This window comes from Rhizobium sp. BR 315, assembly GCF_050577975.1.
Lineage (GTDB): Bacteria > Pseudomonadota > Alphaproteobacteria > Rhizobiales > Rhizobiaceae > Rhizobium > Rhizobium miluonense.
In genome coordinates this window covers 259,328-281,704 of sequence record NZ_JARWKZ010000003.1, presented here as the reverse complement: position 1 = coordinate 281,704, position 22,377 = coordinate 259,328, and the positions used below count along the sequence as shown (strand labels likewise).

20 protein-coding genes are annotated in these 22,377 nt (G+C 61.6%); 12 read left to right on the top strand and 8 right to left on the bottom strand.

The window, feature by feature from the left end; genetic code table 11:
- Window positions 1-102 precede the first annotated feature (102 nt).
- Window positions 103-999, top strand: a complete 897-nt coding sequence (gcvA, locus tag QD409_RS05690) for a transcriptional regulator GcvA (RefSeq protein WP_208858594.1) — start codon at window positions 103-105, stop codon at window positions 997-999.
- A 140-nt stretch (window positions 1,000-1,139) separates the two neighbouring features.
- Here gcvA and dnaA read toward each other — a convergent pair whose 3' ends face one another.
- The 4 genes from dnaA to mutM form a co-directional block, all read right to left on the bottom strand.
- Window positions 1,140-2,690 carry a chromosomal replication initiator protein DnaA gene (gene dnaA, locus QD409_RS05685; RefSeq protein ID WP_092843212.1) on the bottom strand — a complete coding sequence of 517 codons (1,551 nt, stop codon included), beginning with the start codon at window positions 2,688-2,690 and terminating at the stop codon, window positions 1,140-1,142.
- Between the two features lie 874 nt (window positions 2,691-3,564).
- Window positions 3,565-3,840 carry a 30S ribosomal protein S20 gene (gene rpsT, locus QD409_RS05680; RefSeq protein ID WP_004108374.1) on the bottom strand — a complete coding sequence of 92 codons (276 nt, stop codon included), beginning with the start codon at window positions 3,838-3,840 and terminating at the stop codon, window positions 3,565-3,567.
- Between the two features lie 192 nt (window positions 3,841-4,032).
- Window positions 4,033-4,806: an enoyl-CoA hydratase gene (locus QD409_RS05675; RefSeq protein WP_092843214.1), complete on the bottom strand. Its 774-nt coding sequence runs from the start codon at window positions 4,804-4,806 to the stop codon at window positions 4,033-4,035.
- Between the two features lie 34 nt (window positions 4,807-4,840).
- The gene (gene mutM, locus QD409_RS05670) at window positions 4,841-5,731 is read right to left on the bottom strand and encodes a bifunctional DNA-formamidopyrimidine glycosylase/DNA-(apurinic or apyrimidinic site) lyase (RefSeq protein ID WP_092843215.1); all 891 of its coding nucleotides are present in this window, start codon (window positions 5,729-5,731) and stop codon (window positions 4,841-4,843) included.
- A gap of 246 nt (window positions 5,732-5,977) precedes the next feature.
- Between mutM and ubiE the strand changes: the two genes are divergently transcribed.
- The 9 genes from ubiE (at window position 5,978) to QD409_RS05625 (ending at window position 16,967) form a co-directional block, all read left to right on the top strand.
- The gene (gene ubiE, locus QD409_RS05665; protein WP_092843217.1) at window positions 5,978-6,754 is read left to right on the top strand and encodes a bifunctional demethylmenaquinone methyltransferase/2-methoxy-6-polyprenyl-1,4-benzoquinol methylase UbiE; all 777 of its coding nucleotides are present in this window, start codon (window positions 5,978-5,980) and stop codon (window positions 6,752-6,754) included.
- 62 nt (window positions 6,755-6,816) lie between these two features.
- Window positions 6,817-8,391 carry a 2-polyprenylphenol 6-hydroxylase gene (gene ubiB, locus QD409_RS05660; RefSeq protein ID WP_092843218.1) on the top strand — a complete coding sequence of 525 codons (1,575 nt, stop codon included), beginning with the start codon at window positions 6,817-6,819 and terminating at the stop codon, window positions 8,389-8,391.
- A 197-nt stretch (window positions 8,392-8,588) separates the two neighbouring features.
- Window positions 8,589-10,172 (top strand): aromatic amino acid lyase, encoded by a 1,584-nt coding sequence (locus QD409_RS05655; RefSeq protein WP_092843220.1) that lies wholly within the window; start codon window positions 8,589-8,591, stop codon window positions 10,170-10,172.
- 27 nt (window positions 10,173-10,199) lie between these two features.
- On the top strand, window positions 10,200-11,582 hold the full coding sequence (locus QD409_RS05650) for a dihydroorotase (RefSeq protein ID WP_092843221.1): 1,383 nt from the start codon (window positions 10,200-10,202) through the stop codon (window positions 11,580-11,582).
- Window positions 11,582-12,856, top strand: a complete 1,275-nt coding sequence (locus QD409_RS05645) for a Zn-dependent hydrolase (protein ID WP_092843223.1) — start codon at window positions 11,582-11,584, stop codon at window positions 12,854-12,856. The genes QD409_RS05650 and QD409_RS05645 overlap by 1 nt, the downstream gene beginning before the upstream one ends.
- Before the next feature lie 3 nt (window positions 12,857-12,859).
- Window positions 12,860-13,960, top strand: coding sequence for a DUF917 domain-containing protein (locus tag QD409_RS05640; protein ID WP_092843225.1), 1,101 nt, complete (start codon window positions 12,860-12,862; stop codon window positions 13,958-13,960).
- Window positions 13,961-13,978: 18 nt separating this feature from the next.
- Entirely contained in the window at window positions 13,979-14,308 is a 330-nt protein-coding gene (locus QD409_RS05635; RefSeq protein WP_092843226.1) for a TfoX/Sxy family protein, read from the top strand.
- Between the two features lie 202 nt (window positions 14,309-14,510).
- On the top strand, window positions 14,511-16,172 hold the full coding sequence (locus tag QD409_RS05630; protein ID WP_092843228.1) for a urocanate hydratase: 1,662 nt from the start codon (window positions 14,511-14,513) through the stop codon (window positions 16,170-16,172).
- A 126-nt stretch (window positions 16,173-16,298) separates the two neighbouring features.
- On the top strand, window positions 16,299-16,967 hold the full coding sequence (locus QD409_RS05625) for a spermidine synthase (protein ID WP_430762069.1): 669 nt from the start codon (window positions 16,299-16,301) through the stop codon (window positions 16,965-16,967).
- A gap of 113 nt (window positions 16,968-17,080) precedes the next feature.
- Here QD409_RS05625 and QD409_RS05620 read toward each other — a convergent pair whose 3' ends face one another.
- Window positions 17,081-17,467, bottom strand: a complete 387-nt coding sequence (locus tag QD409_RS05620) for a VOC family protein (RefSeq protein ID WP_092843232.1) — start codon at window positions 17,465-17,467, stop codon at window positions 17,081-17,083.
- 14 nt (window positions 17,468-17,481) lie between these two features.
- Window positions 17,482-18,765, bottom strand: a complete 1,284-nt coding sequence (locus QD409_RS05615) for an MFS transporter (RefSeq protein WP_092843234.1) — start codon at window positions 18,763-18,765, stop codon at window positions 17,482-17,484.
- Between the two features lie 97 nt (window positions 18,766-18,862).
- Between QD409_RS05615 and QD409_RS05610 the strand changes: the two genes are divergently transcribed.
- A complete protein-coding gene (locus QD409_RS05610) occupies window positions 18,863-19,738 on the top strand; it encodes a LysR family transcriptional regulator (RefSeq protein ID WP_092843236.1) in 876 nt (291 codons plus the stop codon).
- A 105-nt stretch (window positions 19,739-19,843) separates the two neighbouring features.
- Here QD409_RS05610 and QD409_RS05605 read toward each other — a convergent pair whose 3' ends face one another.
- Window positions 19,844-20,746: a LysR family transcriptional regulator gene (locus QD409_RS05605; protein WP_092843238.1), complete on the bottom strand. Its 903-nt coding sequence runs from the start codon at window positions 20,744-20,746 to the stop codon at window positions 19,844-19,846.
- 119 nt (window positions 20,747-20,865) lie between these two features.
- Between QD409_RS05605 and QD409_RS05600 the strand changes: the two genes are divergently transcribed.
- Complete coding sequence (locus tag QD409_RS05600) at window positions 20,866-21,630, top strand: SDR family oxidoreductase (protein WP_092843240.1); 765 nt, start codon at window positions 20,866-20,868, stop codon at window positions 21,628-21,630.
- Between the two features lie 159 nt (window positions 21,631-21,789).
- Here QD409_RS05600 and QD409_RS05595 read toward each other — a convergent pair whose 3' ends face one another.
- Window positions 21,790-22,236 carry an ester cyclase gene (locus tag QD409_RS05595; protein WP_208858598.1) on the bottom strand — a complete coding sequence of 149 codons (447 nt, stop codon included), beginning with the start codon at window positions 22,234-22,236 and terminating at the stop codon, window positions 21,790-21,792.
- Window positions 22,237-22,377: the final 141 nt, after the last annotated feature.

Sequence of the window (22,377 nt, the reverse complement as noted above, 5' to 3'; positions counted from 1 at the left end):
GACATCATTGCCAACCATTCGAATTACTGGAATAATCTCGCGATACAGGGGCTCTGACAAACGAGTCTTTTTCGAAGAATGATTTAGCTGAACTCAATCATCATGGATCAATTGCCGTCCCTTTCGGCGCTGCGCGCCTTCGAAGCTTCAGCTCGGCATCTCAGCATGACGCTGGCCGCAAACGAGCTGCATGTGACACCGGGCGCCATCAGCCTGCAGATCCGCGATCTCGAAAGCTCGCTCGGCGTGCGGCTCTTCGAACGGCGGGCGCGCAGCCTTGCCCTGACGACGGACGGTGCAGAATATTTCGCAACGATGCGGACGGCTTTTCGTCTCATCCGCGAGGCGACCGCGGCGCTCGCCATGCGCTCGAAGGACACCGTATTGACCCTCACCTGCACCGCCGGCTTTGCAACGCATTGGCTGGTGCCGCGGCTGCGACGCTTCGAGGAGGCGCACTCCGACATCGATCTCCGGATCAGCGCCTCGCATCGAATGATGGATTTCCAGCGGGATGGAATAGACATCGCCATTCGCCATGGCCTTGGCGGCTATGAGGGATTGGCGAGCGAAAGGCTGCTCGATGACGAATATGTGCCGATCTGCACGCCCGAGATGGCAGCAGCGCTTGGCACCTCCCCTGCGGTCGATACTCTCGCCAATCTGACCCTGATCCACGACGTCTATCGACGGGATTGGGAACTCTGGCTGCAGGCTGCCGGCGCAACATGCGTGGACGCCATGCACGGACCGGTCTTTACCGATGGCATGGGCGCCTATCACGCCATGAAGGCGGGGCTCGGCGTGGCGCTGATGCGCCGCTCCTTCGTGGAGCAGGAATTGGCTGATGGTACGCTCGTTGCGCCCTTCCCGATCGGGTTGGCGAGCGCGCTCGCCTATCACCTCGTCTATCCCCCCGGCGCACTGGAGCGGCCAGCGATTGCGGCCCTGCGCGCCTGGCTGTTCTCCGAGGTTTCGCACACCACGCCACCGGCGTAGATCGGCGTGTGCTTTCAGAGGCGACAACGATGCCGGATGGGCCGCTGCGCCTTCGCCTATGACCCACGAGCAAAGCGCACAAAAGAAACGGCCGGCGGTTAGGCCGGCCGTAAACATCGAGGGAATGCCGATCGCGAGGCTTACTCGTTGATCAGGCGCTTTAGCAGCTCGATCTCGTGCGACAGCTTGCTGTCACCGGAGATCAATTCCTCGATCTTGCGCACTGCGTGCAGAACCGTGGTGTGATCACGACCACCGAAGCGGCGGCCGATCTCCGGGAAGGAGCGCGGCGTCAGTGTCTTTGACAGATACATGGCGATCTGGCGCGGCTTGACGATGACGCGCGTGCGGCGGTTGGAAACCAGCTCCTGACGCGAGACATTATAGTGGCGCGCAACGATGCGCTGGATGTCTTCGATGCGGACGCGACGCGGCTCGCCGGAGCCGACCAGGTGCGCAAGCAACTCGTCAACACGCTCGACCGTCAGATTCGGTTCGAAGGAACGGCGGAAGATGAGCTGGTTGAAGGCGCCTTCCAGTTCGCGACCGCTTGCCGTGACATTGCGAGCGACGTGAGAAAGGAGTTCCGCCGGGATTTCCAGCGACGGATCGTCCTGACGGGCGGCATCCAGGCGGCGCTTGAGGATTTCAAGGCGCATTTCATAGTCCGGTGCCTCAACTTCGATCGCAACACCGCCCTGAAGACGCGAACGAACGCGCGGATCGAGCGATTCCAGCTCCCAGGGAGCACGGTCGGCGGCAACGACGACCTGCTTGGCGCTGTCGAGCAGCATGTTCAGCAGATGGCAGAACTCGTGCTGGATCATCTTGCCCTGCAGGAACTGCATGTCGTCGATGATAAGCAGGTCGATATTGCGCAGCGAGTCCTTCAGCGTCAGCGCGTCATTGTCGCGGATCGCTGTTGCAAAGCGCCACATGAAGTATTCCGCGGTCAGATAGACCACACGCAGGCCGCGCGGGTTCTGAACGGCTGCATTGGCGATCGCCTGCAGAAGGTGCGTCTTGCCAAGGCCGACCGTCGCGTGAACGAAGAGCGGATTGAAGCGCACGGCGCCGGAACCCGCTTCTGCGATGGTCTTGGCAGCGGCAAGGCTGACGCGGTTCGAGCTGCCTTCGACAAAAGTATCGAAGGTGAAGCGGGAATCGAGCGGCGAGCCGAACAATGGCGAGCCTGCAGTCGCAGGCCGAGCAGCTGCAGCCGCACTCACCGCCTGAGCGGCGGCCTGGCCGGCCGGTTGTGCAACCGCGCGTCGGATCGGCGCAACAGCAGCCTGATCCGGCACGGCGGCCTGTTCTTCGGCGGACGGCTTCGTACCATGACGGGCCGCGGTGCGCACCAGAATCTCGACCTTCAGAACTTCTGCGTCCTCAGCCTGAAAAAGGCTGGTGATCAGATCAAGATAACGATTGTTGATCCACGACTTCAGAAAAGTCGTCGGAACGGTAAGGCGAACGACGCTCTTGGATACCGAGTGAAGCTTGAGCCGCGCAAACCAGCTGGCATAGACATCCGGGCCAACCTGAGCCTTCAAGCGCGCGCTGACGCGCTCGAACAATACACCTTGCGCCACGTCTCCCTTTTTCCCCGCCGCTTCTAGGCAAACCGCACCGAACGCCTGTGCATTGTCCCCATTTTCCAACGCACCTGCCGCTCTCGTATGAATCTGCATATAATGCCGCCTTCCACAGTCTCTTGCGGGGCAAGGCAGCCATAGCGCCATCGCCCCTGGGTCTTCGCCAAGGTATGGTGGTCGCGCTCGTTGTCCAAGCTGCGCCGCATACCGGTTCATCAGCCGAGCCCAACCAGTGGGCTTTACAGGAACACTATGGCGAAAACCGTTCTTCAAAACGGTCTTCGTCCCGGTCTCTGTAGCAGGAGCATCAGTCGGCCCTCGTATTCCGACCGGCTGCCCCACGGCTGTCAACTTTATCTCCCCTCCCCACAGCCACGTCATAGACCTGGGCCGTAAAGAACAGACAAGCTACCTCGTTCCGCAAGCGTTGCCGCTCCCGGCTTTAACTCGTCAACTGTTTGAAAAAACGAAACTGAACCGCTCCGTCACAAGAGACAAAACCACCCGCGCCGCCGTTAATGACGGTGTTCGCCAAAAGCCGTTTAAGGTGAAATCCGCGCCCCTTGTTGAAATGCATTTAGGCAGGATCGAGGGGAGATATCAACGATGAATTTTACACAAAATTAAGAGGCAGCCATTGACTCGGGAGGCCATATTTGACTGTCACAAGGCCTTCAAAAAAGAATCGCTGTTGAATCAAAGAGATTCCCGTTCGGCGCGATTCTCACAGCTTTCGAAACAAAAAAAATAAAAATTCCCTTGACTCACTTGTGAGCCGGCAATGCGTCACGCAGATCACGCAGCGCTGAGATATCCTGCCATAACCCTTTGTTTTCAAAAGTATATTTCTGTCACGCCAATGACATGATCAGGCAGTCGATTTCGGCAATGCGGCAATTTTTTGGCTGAATCCAAAAAGCCCGGCACAAGGGCCGGGCTTAAATGTAACGATCAAACCGTTAATGGAAAGTTAGGCGGTCGGAGCCGAAAGGGCTTTCACACGCTTGGCAAGGCGCGAAACCTTGCGGGAAGCAGTGTTGGCGTGAAGCACGCCCTTGGTGGCTGCGCGAGCCAGTTCCGGCTGAGCAGCGACGAAAGCTGCCTTTGCGCGATCTGCATCACCCGATGCAATGGCTTCTTCGACCTGGCGGACGAACGTGCGAACGCGCGAGCGACGAGCCTTGTTGACATCGGTGCGGCGGGCGATCTTGCGGGTCGCTTTTTTCGCCGAGGTAGTATTGGCCATGTATGCCTCTCTTAGAATTCGAACAAAACTCCATCGTTGCAGCGCGGGCCCTGCGGCCACTTCATCCAGCAATGCGGGAGCAATTGCGGAAAACCAGAGCGGCTTTCCAAACTGTGGCGGGCATATAGCCGGAATGAGCCCCGGCGTCAACGCGGATTCTTGCCGAAGGCTCGTAATTCCGGATTCTGGTCCTCATCGGTTCTTGAAGGCCGGCTTGCGCTTTTCGACAAAGGCAGCCATGCCCTCCTTCTGGTCTTCCGTTGCAAACAGGCTGTGGAACAGGCGGCGCTCGAAGCGCAGTCCTTCTTCCAGCGTGGTTTCCTGGGCGCGGTTGACCGCTTCCTTGGCCATCAGCACCGAGGGGCGCGACAGCGACGCGATCTTGGCGGCAGCGGCCAGCGCCTCGTCCAGCAGCTTGTCGGCCGGTACGACGCGCGCCACAAGGCCCGAACGCTCCGCTTCAGCGGCATCCATCATTCGGCCAGTCAAGACTAGATCCATTGCCTTGGCCTTGCCGACGGCGCGCGTCAGACGCTGCGAACCGCCCATGCCGGGGATGACGCCAAGCGTAATTTCCGGCTGGCCGAACTTCGCGGTCTCGGAGGCAATGACGAAATCGCACATCATGGCGAGCTCGCAGCCACCACCGAGCGCAAAGCCGCTGACCGCGGCGATGACCGGCTTGCGTGACTTGGCGATCTCGTCCCAACCGCTGAACAAGTCACTCTTATAGGCGTCCATGAAATCGAGAGACTGCATTTCCTTGATATCGGCACCGGCGGCAAACGCCTTTTCCGAGCCCGTAAGCACGATCGCGCCGATGGCGTCATCGGCGTGCAAAGCCGCATAGGCCTGCTTCAGCTCCGCGAGCACGGTGGAATTCAGCGCGTTCAACGCCTGCGGACGATTGAGCCGGATGAGGCCGACGGCCCCGTGTGTTTCGACGATGAGGGTTTCGTAAGCCACTTGTCTCTCCCTTTGATCAGCTTTGGCCCTTCAATCAGCCTTGGCAGGCGGCGCAATAGAAAGAGGAGCGCCCTGCCTGGACGATGCGACCGACCGTACCGCTGCAACCCGGCGTGCTGCAAGGCTGCGCTTCACGATCGTAGACGGAAAACGAATGCTGGAAATAGCCGAGCGAGCCGTCGGTCTGGATATGATCACGCAGCGACGAGCCGCCTGCGGCGATCGCATCGGCAATGACCTCACGGATAGCGACGACCAGCCTCTGCAGCGCCTCGCTCGGCTTGCCGCTATCGGTGACCAGCGTGCCGGCAGCGCGCAGCGGCGACAGATGCGAGCGCCATAGCGCCTCGCAGACATATATATTGCCGAGACCGGCGATATTCTTCTGATCGAGCAGCGCGCTCTTTAACGGCTGCGCCTTGCCAGCGAAACGCTTAGCCAAGTAATCGGCTCCGAGTTCGTTGCCCGTGGGTTCCGGTCCAAGATCGCGGAAGAAGGGATGGCTGACCATGTCGGTCCGTTTGACGATGTCCATGAAGCCGAAGCGGCGCGGGTCGTTATAGATGACGCGTGCATCATCGCCGGCGCCCGTCAGATGAAAGACGACATGATCGTGCTTCTCATCCTTCGAGCGTGGATGATGGAAGGTTCCGAGCGCGTCGGCGGATGCGCCAGCTTCCACCCGGAACGAGCCGGACATACCGAGATGCGAGACGATGGTCATGCCGTCGTCGAGGTCGATCAGTAGATATTTGGCGCGGCGAGACAGCGACGTGATGCCGCGCCCGGACACCGTACGGGCGAAATCGGCCGGGAACGGAAAGCGCAGATCGCTGCGGCGCAGCTCCAACTCCTTCAGAACGGCGCCTTCCATGGAAGGCGCGAGCCCTCGTCGGACGGTTTCGACCTCTGGTAATTCCGGCATGGCTATCCATCTTTATGTTTCAACCGCTTATGATCTGAGCTATAGCCCAGGGCATTGCGGCTGGTGATCAGGCTGATGAGATAGCGTGGCAAACGCGATTTCGCTATGGTCCGCCGCGGAATACTGCATAATTCCTGAGATCGGAATCGATTTAAGTACAAAATTATGCAGCAGATTTAATGTGCTACAGCGACCTTTGCGCGTCACATATGACGCGCGGCGCTGTCGTGTAACGGAGTTGAGCCGATGGCAGAAAGCCGCACCTCCGCCGATGGCGGCATGGAAACATCCTATGGTTTCCGCGAAGTAGCCGATGGCGAAAAGCAGGGCCTCGTCAACGAGGTGTTCCACAAGGTTGCCAAGCGCTACGACGTCATGAATGACGTCATGTCCATGGGCATGCACCGCGCCTGGAAGGACGCGATGATTGCGGCGCTCAACCCGCGCAAGGAAGAAAATTACAAGGTGCTCGACGTAGCAGGCGGCACGGGCGATATCGCCTTCCGTATCGTCGAAGCCTCCAACCGGCTGGCGCATGCAACCGTGCTCGATATCAACGGCTCGATGCTTGCTGTCGGCGCCGAGCGTGCCGCGAAGAAGAAACTCTCGGACAACCTCACCTTCGTCGAGGCGAATGCAGAGGAACTGCCTTTCGAGCCGAATTCGTTCGACGCCTATACGATCGCCTTCGGCATCCGCAATGTGCCGCGTATTGATGTCGCGCTGAAGGAAGCCTATCGCGTGCTGAAGCGCGGCGGCCGGCTCCTTGTCCTCGAATTCTCCGAGGTCGACCTGCCGCTGCTCGACCGCGTCTATGACACATGGTCCTTCAATGCCATCCCGCGCTTCGGCAAGGCGATAACAGGCGACGCCGAACCCTATCAGTATCTGGTCGAATCGATCCGCAAATTCCCGAACCAGCAGAATTTTGCGACGATGATCCGCGAGGCCGGCTTCTCGCGCGTGAGCTTCACCAATTATACCGGCGGCATTGCTGCCCTGCACTCCGGCTGGAAGCTCTGAAGTATGATGTCGAGCCATGTGACGCGGCTGACGGCCTCCACTCTCCGAGACCTTGAGGTGCTATGAGTGCTTTCAGCGCATATTTCGGCCTGATCCGGGTCGGCTGGGTGCTCGTGCGCGAAGGCGTGGTGATTGCGCTCCCCTCCGAGGGGCTGCCGCCTTCCGTCAGCTTCGCAAAGTCCTTCGTCAGCATCTTCGCCCGCAGGAAGGCCAAGAGCCAGGCCCGCAGCGACCGGCTTGCAAAGGCGGTCGAGCGGCTCGGCCCGTCCTATGTGAAGATCGGCCAGTTCCTGGCAACGCGACCGGATGTCGTCGGCGTCGATATGGCCGACGACCTGTCACAGCTCCAGGACCGCATGGCCTTCTTTCCGCATGATATGGCAACGGCTGCGATCGAAGCATCGCTCGGCCGGCGGATCGACGATCTCTATGCCAGCTTTGGCGAGCCGATTGCCGCCGCTTCCATAGCGCAGGTGCACACCGCCGAAGTCGAGACACCTCAGGGCCGCAAGCGGGTCGCCGTCAAGGTGGTCAGGCCGGGCGTGCGCCAGCGCTTCGTCAACGATATCAAGGCGATGTACCTCGTCGCGGGGCTGCAGGAGCGCTTCATGCCCTCCAGCCGGCGCCTTCGGCCGGTGGAAGTGACGAAGACGCTCGAGCAGACGACGAAGGTCGAGATGGATCTGCGGCTGGAGGCGGCCGCACTTTCGGAAATCGCCGAGAACACCGAGAAGGATCCCGGCTTCCGCGTTCCGAAGGTGGATTGGGAGCGCACCGGTCGCGACGTCATCACCATGGAGTGGATCGACGGCGTGAAAATGTCCGACGTCGAGGGGCTGAAGGCTGCCGGACACGACCTCAATGTGCTCGCCGATGCGCTGATCCAGTCCTTCCTTCGCCACACGCTGCGCGACGGCTTCTTTCACGCCGACATGCATCCCGGCAATCTCTTCGTCGATGCCGCCGGCATGATCGTCGCCGTCGACATGGGCATCGTCGGCCGCTTGGGGCGCAAGGAACGCCGCTTCCTCGCCGAAATCCTCTACGGCTTCATCACCCGCGATTACATCCGGGTCGCCGAGGTGCATTTCGAGGCCGGCTACGTGCCTGCCCACCACAACACGGAGAGTTTTGCGCAGGCCATCCGCGCGATCGGCGAGCCGATCCATGGCCAGCCGGCCGAAACCATCTCCATGGGCAAGCTTTTGACCCTGCTCTTCGAAGTGACCGAACTCTTCGATATGGAAACGCGGCCCGAGCTGGTCATGCTGCAGAAGACCATGGTCGTCGTCGAAGGCGTGTCGCGCATGCTCAATCCGCGCTTCAATATGTGGAAGGCTTCCGAACCGGTCGTCGGTGACTGGATCCGCACCAATCTGGGTCCCAAGCGCATCATGACCGATCTGAAGGATGGCTTGAAGGCAGCTGTGAAGCTCGCCGAAGCGGCACCCGAGATCGCTGCCAAGACCGAGAAATTCCATCATGAACTGCTGCATATGAGCGAGAACGGCCTGCGTTTCGACCCGCAGACGGCGGAAGCGATCGGCAAGGCCGAGGCCAAGCACAGCCGCTCCGGCCGCTTTGCGCTGTGGGTGATTGCGCTGACGCTGCTCTACATCGCCTGGCATTCGAGCTGATCCCCGAAGTTCTTCTTCGCGCCCCCTGCCCGCGTTTCGCCTCTCCAAGCCTATATATCCGTGCAAACACAGAGTTGCGCGTCGGACGAACTCGTCCGAAAATTCACCGGCACGCCACAGATCGAGGTGTTCGTCATTTGGGATATCCCATTGACGATGAGGCTCGCATAGCCTTGCGAAAAAGGAGACCAAAAGACATGGAGCGTCAGAGAGCCGGCATCGAGCTCAGCGGGCAACCCCTGGGGTTCAGCGACCTGGTGCGGATCGGGGCGGGCGTCGCCCTGCCCTCGGCATCGGAAAACGGCATGGCCCGGGTGCGCCTGGCACGAAGCATTCTGGAAAACACGATTCAGTCAGGCATGCCGGTCTACGGCTCCACGACCGGCGTCGGCGCCATGAAGGATGTCGAATGGTCTCCTGAAGATCTCGATGCGTTCAATCTCGGCCTCGTGCGCGCTCATCATTTCGGCACGGGCGCCCCCTTCTCCATGTCCGTCGTGCGCAATGCCATGGCAATCCGTGTCAACACGGCGCTGACGGGGCAAGTCGGCTGCTCGCAGGAGCTGATCGAAGCCTATCTGCAGCTGCTTGGCGCCGACGTCATTCCTGTGGTCCGCCGTACGGGCTCGATCGGCTGCGCCGATATCGGCCTGATGGGCCAGATCGGCGCGGTTCTGACCGGGGTCGGCGAAGCCGTCTATCGCGGCCGCCGCATGCAGGCCGGCGATGCCTTCGATGCTGCCGGCATCGCCCCCGTCAGGATGCTGCCGCGCGACAGCCTGGCCTCGCTCAGCGTCAATGCCGTCAGCTTCGCCGCGGCCGCGGAAACCACCCGCAATGCCGCCTCCTCGATCCGCGTGCTGCTTGCGACCGGCATGATGGCAGCCGGCGCACTCGGCACTTCGCGCGATCCCTGGATTTCGGTGCGCCATGTCGGCACGCCGCGCGAAGCGTTGATCGGCGCGTGGCTCTGCAACGCCTCGGACGAGTGGCCCTGGCCGGTGGCGACCCATGTGCAGGACCCGCTGAGCCTGCGCATGATCGCCCAGGTCTTCGGCGCCGTCATCGAAAACCTGCTGACCGCCGGCCACAAGATCCTTGCCGCGACTGGCCGCTCGGACGACAATCCGGTCATCGTCGACGGACGCGTCATGACATCAGGCGGTTCTCTTCCACTCGATGTCACCATTCTGCTTGAAGGTGCGCTGATCTGCATGGCGCATGCCGCCCGCAACGCCTTCAATCGCTGCGTCCTGCTCGGCAACGGCCAGCGGCGCGGCCTGCCGGTCAATCTCGTGCCGGATGGCCGGATCGCCACCGGCTTTGGCCCGATCATCAAGCTTGCCGGCGAAATCTTTTCGCGCGTGCTCTCCATGTCCAATCCGGTCTCGGCGCAGTCGCTGGTGGTTGCAGCTGGAATGGAGGACGAGGCGGCCTTCCTGCCGTTGGTTATCGAGCGCTTCGAGCGGCAGATGCGGGCGCTGAAGCGCCTGGCGGCGCTGGAAGCCCTGCTTTCGGCGCAGGCAATGGACATCCTCGGTGACAAACCGGAAGGTGTTGCGCGCATGCTCTACGACGTCGTGCGCAAGCATGCCGACTTCTATGTGGTCGACCGACCTCTTTCGGCCGAAGTCGAGGCGATCGAGGAGGAACTTGCTTCCGAGGCCTTCGTTTCGGAAATGATCGCCCATAAGCCGATCCTCGCCTATGATGACTTCTTCGCGCTCGGCTCGCTGGAGCGGGTCGAAGAGCGGCTTTATCACGACACCGTTGCTATCTGAACCAACCGACCAGCGGAGAGAATGCACATGGCGGATTTCGATCTTGTTCTGCAGGGCACCGTCGTCTTGCCGGAACGCATCGTGGAAGCGGGCTATGTCGCGGTGCGCGACGGCAAGATCGCCGAGATCGGCATCGGCGTGCCGCCGGCCGCACGCGAGCGGCATCTGCTCGGCAAGGCGCTGATCCTGCCCGGCGCGATCGACGCGCAGGTGCATTCGCTCTCGCAGAAGGACCAGGAAGATTTCATCTGGTCGACACGCTCGGCGGCCGCAGGCGGCGTCACCACCATCGTTGATATGCCCTATGACGAAGGCAATCTCGTCTGCTCGGCAGCGGCGGTGAAGAAGAAGATCGACCATGCCGCGCCGCAATCCCGCGTCGATTTCGCCCTTTACGGCACGATCGACCCGGAAGAAGGCCCGGCGCGCATCGCGGAGATGGTCGAGGCGGGCGTTGCCGCCTTCAAATTCTCGACCTTCGGCACCGATCCGAAGCGCTTTCCGCGTATCCCACCTGCCCTGCTTGACGCCTGCTTTGCCGCGATCGCCCCGACGGGCCTGACCGCGGGCGTCCATAATGAGGATGACGAAGCCGTCCGCACCTACATGGAGCAGGTGAAGGCGAGCGGCGTGACCGACTATCGCGCCCACGGCCTTTCCCGCCCGCCGATCACCGAGCTGCTCGCCATGCACACGATCTTCGAGACGGGTGCGGATACGGGTTGCTCGGCCCATGTCGTGCATTGCTCGCTGGGGCGCGGCTACGACATCGCCCGCGCCTATCGCCGCGACGGCTTCGAAGCGACGGTCGAATGCTGTATCCACTATCTGACGCTCGACGAGGAAAACGATGTGCGGCGTCTTGGCGGCAAGGCGAAAATTAATCCGCCGATCCGCCCGCGCGCCGAAGTGGAAACCTTGTGGCGTAAGGTAGCGGAAGGCAATGTCTGGCTGGTCTCGACCGACCATGTCAGCTGGTCGGAAAACCGCAAAACCAATCCGGACATGCTGGCAAACGCTTCCGGCGTGCCGGGACTGGAGGTCATGGTGCCGCTCTTCGTCAAGGGTGCCCTGGAACGCGGCGTGCCGTTGACCTGGGCGGCGAAACTGATGGCGGAAAACCCGGCCAAGCACTTCCGCCTCGACCATATCAAGGGCGCGCTGACGCCAGGCAAAGACGCCGATATCGTCGTGCTGGAACCGCGCGAAACGGTCTATGACGCCGCTGCAAGCGGCAACAACGTCGTCGGCTGGAGCCCCTATAATGGCATCCGTCTGCCCTGGACGGTGTCCGCCGCCTACCTTAGAGGCAAACAGATCACCGAGGGACAGAAGGTGCTGGCCGAACCCGGCTCCGGCAGCTTCGTCCGTCCCTTGCCTCGCCAAATTCTTGCCGGAGATGCTGCCTAATGACCGAACCCAAGCGCCACAACCTGCCCGTCAACGCCGACCGCATCGCCGAGGACATCGATGCACTGGCTGGTATCACCGAGCCGGGCCACCCCTGGACGCGCCGCGCCTTCTCGCCGCTTTTCCTCGAAGGACGCGCCTATATCGAGGCGCGCATGAAGGCAGCCGGGCTCACGACGCGGATGGATGCCGCTGGCAATCTGATCGGCCGGCGCGCGGGCACAAAACCCGGCCTCGGCACGATCCTTGTCGGCTCGCATTCCGACACCGTTCCCGATGGCGGCCGCTTCGACGGCATTGCCGGCACGATTGCTGCTCTCGAAGTCGCGCGTTCCCTTGGGGATCGCGGCATCGAGCTCGACCATGATCTGGAGATCGTCGATTTCCTCGCCGAAGAAGTCAGCATCTTCGGCGTATCCTGTATTGGCAGCCGCGGCATGACTGGGCAGATCCCCGAGGCGTGGCTCACGCGCACCAGCGGCAACCGTACGCTTTCGCAAGGCATTGCAGAAGTCGGCGGCGACCCTTCGGTGCTACTTGCCCAGAAACGCCCGGATCTTGCCGGCTTCCTGGAACTGCATATCGAGCAGGGTCCCGTGCTGGAGGCCGAGAACAAGGACATCGGCATCGTCACCGCGATCGCCGGCATCACCCGCATCGAAATCACCGTCGAAGGCCGCGCCGACCATGCCGGCACGACACCGATGGATCGCCGAGCCGACGCGCTGGTGGCCGCTTCGCAGCTCGTGCTCGACATCCGGAGCCGTGCCGCTGAACAGGCGAAGACGCCTGGCCATTTTGCCGCCACGGTGGGCGAATTCCGCATCGAGCCGAATGCCGCCAATGTCGTGCCGTCCAAGGTCGTGCTGCTGATCGACGGCCGCGCCGAAATCCGCAGCGACATGGAAGATTTCCTGGCCTGGATCGACGGCGAGGTGAAGACCATTGCAGCCGATTTTGGCGTGACGATCAATGCGCCGGTGCGCGTCTCCGACAACATGCCGACGCCGGGCGCCCCTGTGCTGCTGGAAACGCTCGAGCGCGCCTGCGAGACTGTCGGCGCCAAGCATTGCCGCATGGCCTCCGGCGCCGGCCACGACACGGCCTGGATCGCCAAGGTCGCGCCTGCCGCCATGATCTTCGTGCCCTGCAAGGAAGGCCGCAGCCATTGCGCCGAGGAATGGGCCGAGAATGACGACATCGCCATGGGCGCCGCCGTGCTCTTCGAAGCGGTGCGCGACATGGACAAGAACCTCAAACAGAACCGGGAGTAGTCAATGGGACGGGTACTCGTTGCCAAGGATGTGGAAGCGGCCGTCAAGGGCGGCTCCGTTTATGCGGCAGGCGGTGGCGGCTGGGCCGATCACGGCCGCATGCTCGGCTATGCGGCCGTCAATGTCGGCAAGCCGGAGCTGGTGTCGATCGACGAACTCAACGACAATGACTGGATCGCCACGGCAGCCGCCATCGGCGCGCCGGCCTCCACGACCCCCTGGGAAATGCAGGGCATCGACTACGTGAAAGCCGCACAGCTGCTGCAGGACGAGCTTGGCGAGAAGCTTTCCGGCCTCATCATCGGCCAGAACGGTAAGTCCTCGACGCTGAACGGCTGGCTGCCATCGGCCATCCTCGGAACGAAGGTGGTGGATGCCGTCGGCGATATCCGCGCGCATCCGACGGGCGACATGGGCTCGATCGGCATGGCGGGTTCGCCCGAGCAGATGATCCAGACCGCCGTCGGCGGCAATCGCGCCGAGAATCGCTATATCGAGCTTGTCGTGAAGGGTGCGACGGCGAAGATCTCGCCGATCCTGCGCGCGGCATCCGATCAGTCCGGCGGCTTCATTGCCTCCTGCCGCAACCCGCTGCGCGCCTCCTATGTCCGCACGCATGCGGCACTTGGCGGCATCTCCATGGCGCTCTCGCTCGGCGAGGCGATCATCGAGGCGGAAAAGAAGGGCGGCGGCGCCGTCATCGACGCCATCTGCAAGACCACCGGCGGCCATATCCTGGCCGAAGGCACGATCACCAAGAAGGATGTCGTCTACACGAAGGAAGCCTTCGACATCGGCACTGTCACGGTCGGCAGCGGTGACAAGGCCGTGGTCATGCATGTCATGAACGAATACATGGCCGTCGAGGATACCGGCGGCAAGCGCCTCGCGACCTTCCCCTCCGTCATCACCACGCTGTCGCCGGAAGGCGAGCCCTTGAGCGTCGGCCAGTTGCATGAGGGCATGAAGGTTTTCATTCTACATGTGCCGATGGACATCATTCCTCTGTCCGCCAGCGTGCTTGATCCGACCGTCTATCCCTCCGTCGAAAAGGCCATGGGGATCGAGATCGCGAAATACGCGCTGGCCGGCAAGAAGGGCTGAGAAGCGCAGGAGGCTTGAATGGCCCGCGACGCCGGTCTTGAAGAATTGCTGAGAGAAGAGCTCGGGCAAAGGCCCGGGCTCAACGAGAAAGCGATGTTCGGCGGCTGGGCCTTTCTGCTCAACGGCCACCTGCTTTGCGGTGCCCGGGAAGACGGGATGCTGATCCGCCTCGGCAAGGGTAACGATGCCTGGGCGCTCGAGCAGCATGGTGTCAAACCAATGATGTCGGGCAACCGTGAAATGCAGGGATGGGTGCGCGCCGGGTCGGAGGCCTTTGGCAACGATATGCTGCGCAAGCGGCTGCTTCTGGCCGCGCTGAATTTCGTCGAAGGCCTGCCGCCGAAATGAATGAGTATTGAAGAACACTCCTCTTCTCCCCAGCTGGGAGAAGATGTCCGTGAGGACAGATGAGTGGGTGAGCGACGATGGAGCGAATGTCTGAGCGGTAAGCGAAGAGGGCACATGCCGCGCCACCCCCTCATCCGACCCTTCGGGCCACCTTCTCCCCAGGGGGAGAAGGGGAGATTATCAAACAAGAGGGAAAGCAATCATGCCGAAAGCCAATCCACGTCACCCGAAATTCCCCATTCCGGGCGGCCCGGAGCTGCGTGCCAAGGGCTGGCGGCAGGAGGCCCTGCTGCGCCTGCTCGAAAACGTGCTCTCGGTCGGCGAAGATCCGGATAATCTCGTCGTCTATGCCGCTCTCGGCAAGGCAGCGCGCAACTGGGCGGCGCATAAGGGCATCGTAAAGGCGCTCACCGAAATGGATGAGGATCAGACCCTGCTCATTCAATCCGGCAAGCCGATCGGCCTCATCCGCACGCATGACAAGGCGCCGCTCGTCATCATGGCGAACTGCAACATCGTCGGGCAATGGGCGAAGGCCGAGGTGTTCTACGAACTGCAGCGCAAGGGCCTGATCTGCTGGGGTGGGCTCACCGCCGGCGCCTGGCAGTATATCGGCAGCCAGGGTGTCATCCAAGGCACCTACGAAATCTTCATGCGCATCGCCGAGCGCCGCTTCGGCGGCGATCTCTTCGGCCGTTTCGTGCTGACGGCCGGCCTCGGCGGCATGGGCGGCGCGCAGCCGCTCGCCGGCCGCATGGCAGGTGCTGCGATCCTCTGCGTCGATATCGATGCGGAGCGCGCCAGGAAGCGCCAGGAAATCGGCTATCTACAGGAAATCGCGCCTGATCTTGATTCCGCGCTGGCGATGATCGATGCGGCGGTCAAGGAAAAGCGGGCGCTTTCCGTCGGCCTCGTCGGCAATGCGGCCGAGATCTATCCCGAGATTGCACGGCGCGGCATCGTGCCCGATATCGTCACCGACCAGACCTCGGCGCATGATCTCGTCTATGGCTACGTGCCGAAGGGCATGAGCCTCAGCCAAGTCAGGGATCTCCGTGACGACGGCCAGGGCCAGCTCATGGCGGCGAGTCGCGCCTCGATCGTCGAGCATGTGAAGGCCATGCTGGACTTCCAGAAAAAGGGCTCCGAAGTCTTCGACAACGGCAACCTGATCCGCACCCAGGCGAAGGAAGGCGGCGTCACTAACGCCTTCGATATCCCGATCTTCACCGAAGCCTATCTCCGGCCGCTCTTCTGCCGCGCCATCGGCCCCTTCCGCTGGATGGCGCTCTCGGGCGAGGAAAGCGACATCGCCCGCATCGACGATCTGCTGCTGGAAATGTTCCCGGACAACAAGATCGTCACCAACTGGATCCGCCTTGCCCGCGAGCATGTGCCTTTCGAAGGCCTGCCGGCGCGCATCGCATGGCTCGGCCATGGCGAGCGCACGGCGCTTGCCCGCCGCGTCAACGAGCTTGTCGCCAGCGGCGAACTCAAAGGCCCGATCGCCTTTTCGCGCGATCATCTGGATGCCGGCGCCATGGCGCATCCGAACATCATGACGGAAGGTATGAAGGACGGCTCAGACGCCATCGCCGACTGGCCGCTGATCGACGCCATGATGCTCTGCTCGTCGATGGCCGATCTCGTCGTCGTTCATTCCGGCGGCGGCGGCTATGCCGGCTACATGACGAGCTGCGGCGTCACCGTGGTTGCCGACGGCACGCAAGCCGCCGACGAACGGCTCGACCATGCGCTCACCAACGACACGGCGCTCGGCGTCATGCGCTATGCCGATGCCGGCTATGAGGAGGCGCTGGACGAAGTTGCGAAAAAGGATGTGCCCTATATCCGTTTGGGATAAGCGCGTCTGTTCTTAGCGACATTGAAAGACTATGGTCCCGGGCAATTCAAGACGACCTGTTTTAGACGCAATTCCGGACGGAAAACCGCTGCGCATTTTTCCCGGAATTGCTTTGGAGAGTTGCCCGTGATCCCCTGGACCTTGCTCGACACTGCAAAAATCCCCGGTGGCGGTGAGCTGCGCTTGAAGCAGCGTGGCCAGGAGTTCTCCATCATGCTCGGCACCAACGAGTTGATGAACAGCCGCCTCAGCGGCTCTGAGCGCGCGCTTGCCACACTTTCCTGCGAGAAGATCAAGGGCCGGAAGGCTCCGCATATCCTGATCGGCGGCCTCGGCATGGGATTTACCTTGCGCGCGGCGCTCGGCGAACTTGGTACAGACGCCAAGGTCACGGTTGCTGAACTCGTTCCGGCAGTCGTCGCATGGGCACGCGGGCCGATGGCAACGTTTTTTGACGGCTGCCTCGACGACCCGCGCGTCGCCATGCATGAAGGCGATGTGCGCCCGCTCATCCGCGCCAGTAAAGCGACTTACGACGCCATCCTGCTCGACGTCGACAACGGCCCCGATGGCATCACGTCAGAGGCCAATGACGGCCTGTATGACTATCAGGGTCTGAAGGCGGCGCGCGATGCGTTGCGCGCTGGAGGTGTACTGGCGGTCTGGTCTTCGGGGTCTGACGAGCGCTTCACAAAACGCCTGCGCGACAGCGGCTTCGTTGCCGAGGTGGTCAATACGCGCGCCAATGGCAAGAGTGGGGCGCGTCACGTCATCTGGCTGGCGATCAGGACCTGATCTCGCGCTTTAATGACGATGCGTTTCCTCCGGCGCAGGATTTTCATCTCAGTTCAGGAACCAGACAGCCGCACGCTGGACAAAGAACGACTCTTCGACTGGATCCTACAATCTCAAGAGAGGGTATTGGACACCTCGATCAGGTTGCTGTCCGGATCGCGGAAATAGACCGAGAGAATGGGGCCGGTCGCGCCAGTTCGGCGAACTGGGCCTTCCTCGATCGCGACGCCCTCGGCCCTGAGGTGAGCGATGACGTCGTCCAGCGGCGTCTTGCTGATGAAACAAAGGTCAGCCGAGCCCGGCGTCGGCCGATCGGCCTTCGGCTCGAACTCATGCCCGGCACGGTGCAGATTGATCTTGTGGTTGCCGAAGGTGAGAGCTTTGCGGCCCTCTCCGAAGGTTTCGACGCCCATGCCGAGAACGCGGGCATAGAAATCGCAGCTCTGTTCGATGCTCGCAACAGTGAGCACCAGATGATCGAGATGGTCGATGCGGATCATGGCGGCCCCCGGCCCTAGCGACGCGCCAGCCTGGCAACGGCAAGAGCGCTGACGAGACATAGCGCCAGCATGACGAGGATGAAGGCGATCACGGCATTCCAACCGTCGGCGAGCCAGAAATAGCCACCGACCGAGCCGGCAATGCTGGAGCCGAGATAATAGGCGAGCAGATAGAGCGAGGAGGCATGACCCTTGAAGCCGTGGGCAAGCCGCCCCACAAGCGCGCTGGCGACGGAATGGGTCATGAAGAAGCCGATCGTCACCAGAACGATGCCGAGAATGATTGATGGCAAGGAGCTGGAAAGCGTCACCGCTGCGCCGAGCGCCGCAATCAGCACGCCAATCGGCAGCACGACGAAATGGCCGATGCGATCACCGAGCAGACCCGCAGCCCACGAGGAGACGATGCCGAAGAGATAAGCGGTGAAGATCAGACCGAGTTCGGTCTGGCTGAGATCATAGGGCGCGGCGACGAGGCGGAAGCCGGCATAGTTATAGACCGTGACGAAGGAGCCCATGGCGAGAAAGCCGATGGCGAACAGAAGAGACAACGCCGCATTGCCGAAGTGTCCACCCCAGGCCTTCATGTGGAAGGCAATATCGAAACCCTTGCGCAGAGTAAAATTGCGCGACGGCGGCAGAAGATAGAGAAAGCCGATGGCGGCGATCAGGCCGAGAATACCGACGGCGGCCAGTGCCGGTCGCCAACTCAGGAATTCGGCGATCGTACCCGTCACCACGCGGCCGGCCATGCCACCGAAGGCATTGCCGGCAATATAGAGGCCCATAGCGCCGCCAAGGCCACGCGGCTCGATCTCTTCTGCCAGATAGGTCATGGCAACGGCCGGCACGCCACCCAGCAGGAAACCTTCGAGCGCGCGAATAGCAAGCAGCATATGCCAGCTCGGCGATACCGCGCAAACGATCGTACAGATTGCTGCGCCAAGCAGCGATATGAACATCAGGCTGCGGCGGCCGAGGCTTTCGGAAACGGCAGCCGCGCCGAAAATCGCAAAGGCCAGGAAACCAGTCGAAAGCGACAGCGACAGCGAGCTTGCGGCGGGCGTGACGCCGAAATCCTCGGAGAAGATCGGCATCAGCGGCTGCACGCAATAGAGCAGCGAGAAGGTGGCGAAACCGGAGAGAAACAGCGCGATAGTCGCGCGGCGGAAGGCTGGCGTGCCGCGCGTGAGGAATTGGCGGGACTCGGTCGACGGCTCGCTCTTGACGAGCGTCAGTTCGGGAAGGGAGGGGACTTCGGAAGCAGTGGTTTCCTGCTTGCTAGCGGCGCGGAACATGAGGGCACCTGACCTTTCTTGCCCTAAAACCTAGTCAGGTCAGCTTCATTAGTCCAATATATGGCACAGGCGATTTCAATAGCTTTTGGAGATAGCGATGGAGCTGCGTCATATCCGCTATTTTCTGGCACTCGCGGAAGCGGGAAATTTCACCCGCGCCGCCGCTACCCTCGGCATCGGCCAACCACCTCTCAGCCAGCAAATCCGGGATCTGGAAAACGAGGTGGGAGCGCAACTGTTCCACCGTGTACCGCATGGCGCGGAGCTGACAGCGGCCGGCGAGGCCTTTCTCGCGGAAGCAAAAATGGCGGTCGATGCCGCGGAAAAAGCAAAGCTTGCCGCCCAGCGCGCCAATCGCGGCGAGATCGGCCGCCTATCGCTCGGCTTCACCGCCTCCTCCGCCTTCAACACCATCGTCACAGCAACTATTCGCGAGTTTCGAGGTCACTGGCCGGACGTGCGGCTGTCACTGACCGAGATGAATACCAATGCGCTGATGGAGCGGCTGATGCGCGGCGAGATCGACGCAGCCTTCATTCGTCCTGGCCTGGAAGACCCGCGGGATGTGCGTCTGAAGCGCTTTGCCGACGAGCCTATGCTGATCGCGCTGCCGGCGCATCACGCGCTGGCGAAGAAGGAGCGCTTGCCGATCGCGGCGCTGGCCGGCGAGCCCTTCATTCTCTTCCCGCGCATGGTGGGGCTCAGCCTCTATGACGATATCGTTGGGGCTTGCCGCGAGGCAGGCTTCGAGCTCGTCGTGATGCAAGAGGCGCCGCAGATCCCCTCCGTCGTCAATCTCGTCGCCGCCAATCTGGGCGTTTCCATCGTTCCGGCTTCGATCGCGCAGATCAAGCTCGATGGCGTCGCCTATCGGCCGATCGCTGGGCCACCGGTGGTGGCGCGGCTCGGCCTTGCCAGCCTCAAAGCACAGCGATCACCGATCGTCGCCAATCTCATGAGCCTGATTGGGTAGTTGCGCGCCTAGATCATTTCCGTTTTAAACGGAGTCACGGAAATGCTCTATCTCTTTGTTTTCTCGCAATTCCGGACGCAAAACCGCTTCGCACTTTTGCTGGAATTACTCCAGCTCCCAATAAGGCGGATCGCCGAACGCCTTCTTCAGATGATCGGCGATGGCCCGAAGCTTTGCCGAGGGGTTGCGTCCTTCCGGGTGAGCCATGAAGATGAACTCCGGCTCCGGCCGGTAGCCGACATCGATCTCGACGAGCCGCCCCTCTCTGACCGAAGGTCCCGCGATGAAGGCTGGCAACAAAGCAATTCCCAGCCCGGAAATGGCTGCATCATGGAGGACATCGCCATTGTTGACGCCCAATGCCAGCTTCCCGCGGATGACGACGGCACCATCCGGGCTTTGGAAGCGCCAGTCGGCCACGCCGCGATTGGTGTAGAAGATACCGCGATGATCCTCAAGATCGGACAAGGAGGCGGGCTTGCCGTGGCGACTGAGATAATCCGGCGACGCCACAAGAAGACGGCGGCTGCGGGCGAGCTTCCATGCGATGAGTCGCGAGTCGGCAATCAGCCCATGGCGTATGATCGCATCATAGCCATCCGAGGCGGCATCAACCCTTCGGTCGTCAAGATCAAGCGTGAGCTCGATCTCCGGATGGTCAGCGAGAAACGGATAGAGAGCCGGGCCGAGATGCATGCGGCCGAAGGTGACAGGGGCTGCAATGCGCAGCGGTCCCATCAACGTGCCGCGCCGCTCGGCGAGATCGGCTGCGGCTTCACGCACCTCCTGCGCGATGCGAGTTGCCCGCTCCAGAAAGGCCGTGCCGTCCTCCGTGAGGGTCAGCTTGCGGGTCGTGCGGTGAAGCAGGGTCGCCCCCAATGCCTTCTCCATTTCCGACAGCCGTTCGCTGACGACGGATTTCGACAAGCGCAGGCGCCGCGCCGCCTCGCTGATCGATCCCGCCTCGGCAACGGCCACAAAGGCGGTGATCCCGTCCATCTTCAGCATCGTTCGGCAATTCCGAATTCGAGTTCCATGATTTGAAGACTAACCCGAACGATCGGAAAAGACCATCTTCCGCGTATCGGACAGACTGAAAGAAACGCCCTCACATAGGAGTTGATACAATGAACCGCTTGAATGGAAAAATCGCGATCGTCACCGGCGCAAGCTCCGGCATCGGCCGCACCACCGCAAAGCTCTTCGCCGCCGAAGGCGCCAAGGTTATCGTCGGCGCTCGCCGCGGCGCGGAACTGGAAAGCCTTGTCGCTGACATCAAAGCCGCAGGCGGTGATGCAGTCGCCTTGGCCGGCGATGTGCGCTCGGAAGACTACCACAAGGCGCTGGTCGCCCTTGCGGTCGAGCGCTACGGCAGGCTCGATATTGCCTTCAACAATGCCGGCACGCTCGGCGAAGCCGGTCCCAGCACCGAGGTTTCAGAGGCAGGCTTTGCCGACGCGCTGGCGATCAACCTCACCGCGTCGTTCCTGGCCGCCAAGCACCAGATCGGCGAAATGGTCAAGCACGGCGGTGGCTCGGTGATCTTCACCTCGACCTTTGTCGGCCATACCGTCAGCTTCCCGGGGGTTGCCGCCTATGCCGCCAGCAAATCCGGCCTGATCGGCCTGACACAGACACTCGCCGCCGAATTTGGCCCGCAGAATGTACGCGTCAATGCCATACTGCCAGGCGCGGTCGACACAGATATGTATCGCGAGATGAACGATACAGCCGACAAGCAGGCTTTCATAACCAATCTGCATGCGCTGAAGCGCGTCGCCGGTCCGGAAGAGATTGCCCGCTCGGTCCTCTACCTCGCCTCCGATGACGCAAGCTTTGTCACCGGCACGGCGTCGCTGGTCGATGGCGGCGTATCGATCACGCGTACCTGACGGCCCTTTTCACGGCGCCACTATCGTCGGCCGCATCGGCAGTCTCCGGAACGCCGACATGATCCCGCAAAGCCTGAACTGGTTGCGGGATCATGTAGCTGGAATGCTCTGAATGAAAAGGGCAGGCCGTGGGTTCTACTCCCGCTGCGGCCTTTCCGTTCAGAACATCGTATTGTTGTTCATCGACTTTTCCGGGATCGGCTGCACCGAGTCCCAGTGCTCCTGGATCTTGTTGTCCTCGACGCGGAAAATATCGACGATGGCGCTGCCCCGGTCGCCTGGCTGACGAATGGCGTGGACGCGCAGAATCACAAAGTCGCCGTCGACCATGACGCGCTTGATCTCGCTCTTCGACTGCGGATAGTTCTTCTTCAGGTAGTCGAGAAAGCTGCGCAGACCTTCGGGACCATCGGCGGCCAGCGGATTGTGCTGGATATATTTGCCGAGATATTTGGAGGCGGCGTCGAAGTCCTTGTCGTTCAGCGCCTTCTGGTAAAAGTCCAGAACGATCTCCTCGTTCTTCTGCTCTTGCGGCGAATAGGCCCGCTCAGCGAACGCCGGCGCGGCAGCTGCCATGATTGGTAGGGCGATCATTGCGACTTTCATCAGTTTCAAGGCGTTACTCCTTCGATCGTTAACGTGTTCAATGTTGTCGAGCCGAATGACTGCCGCAAGTGACAAGAGCGTGATGCCGATGTGATCGACCGCCTGTTGATGCCCGGGGAGACACGCGGCGATTGCCTATTA

Excerpts from the sequence above, each read along its gene's own strand:
- QD409_RS05620 (WP_092843232.1), bottom strand. The coding sequence starts at position 17,467 with ATGATCCGCATCGACCATCTCGATCATCTGGTGCTCACTGTTGCGAGC.
- ubiE (WP_092843217.1), top strand. The coding sequence starts at position 5,978 with ATGGCAGAAAGCCGCACCTCCGCCGATGGCGGCATGGAAACATCCTAT.
- QD409_RS05610 (WP_092843236.1), top strand. The coding sequence starts at position 18,863 with ATGGAGCTGCGTCATATCCGCTATTTTCTGGCACTCGCGGAAGCGGGA.
- mutM (WP_092843215.1), bottom strand. The coding sequence starts at position 5,731 with ATGCCGGAATTACCAGAGGTCGAAACCGTCCGACGAGGGCTCGCGCCT.
- QD409_RS05635 (WP_092843226.1), top strand. The coding sequence starts at position 13,979 with ATGGCCCGCGACGCCGGTCTTGAAGAATTGCTGAGAGAAGAGCTCGGG.
- QD409_RS05645 (WP_092843223.1), top strand. The coding sequence starts at position 11,582 with ATGACCGAACCCAAGCGCCACAACCTGCCCGTCAACGCCGACCGCATC.
- gcvA (WP_208858594.1), top strand. The coding sequence starts at position 103 with ATGGATCAATTGCCGTCCCTTTCGGCGCTGCGCGCCTTCGAAGCTTCA.
- QD409_RS05605 (WP_092843238.1), bottom strand. The coding sequence starts at position 20,746 with ATGCTGAAGATGGACGGGATCACCGCCTTTGTGGCCGTTGCCGAGGCG.
- QD409_RS05650 (WP_092843221.1), top strand. The coding sequence starts at position 10,200 with ATGGCGGATTTCGATCTTGTTCTGCAGGGCACCGTCGTCTTGCCGGAA.
- QD409_RS05595 (WP_208858598.1), bottom strand. The coding sequence starts at position 22,236 with ATGAAAGTCGCAATGATCGCCCTACCAATCATGGCAGCTGCCGCGCCG.
- QD409_RS05600 (WP_092843240.1), top strand. The coding sequence starts at position 20,866 with ATGAACCGCTTGAATGGAAAAATCGCGATCGTCACCGGCGCAAGCTCC.
- rpsT (WP_004108374.1), bottom strand. The coding sequence starts at position 3,840 with ATGGCCAATACTACCTCGGCGAAAAAAGCGACCCGCAAGATCGCCCGC.
- QD409_RS05640 (WP_092843225.1), top strand. The coding sequence starts at position 12,860 with ATGGGACGGGTACTCGTTGCCAAGGATGTGGAAGCGGCCGTCAAGGGC.
- QD409_RS05655 (WP_092843220.1), top strand. The coding sequence starts at position 8,589 with ATGGAGCGTCAGAGAGCCGGCATCGAGCTCAGCGGGCAACCCCTGGGG.
- dnaA (WP_092843212.1), bottom strand. The coding sequence starts at position 2,690 with ATGCAGATTCATACGAGAGCGGCAGGTGCGTTGGAAAATGGGGACAAT.
- QD409_RS05630 (WP_092843228.1), top strand. The coding sequence starts at position 14,511 with ATGCCGAAAGCCAATCCACGTCACCCGAAATTCCCCATTCCGGGCGGC.
- QD409_RS05615 (WP_092843234.1), bottom strand. The coding sequence starts at position 18,765 with ATGTTCCGCGCCGCTAGCAAGCAGGAAACCACTGCTTCCGAAGTCCCC.
- ubiB (WP_092843218.1), top strand. The coding sequence starts at position 6,817 with ATGAGTGCTTTCAGCGCATATTTCGGCCTGATCCGGGTCGGCTGGGTG.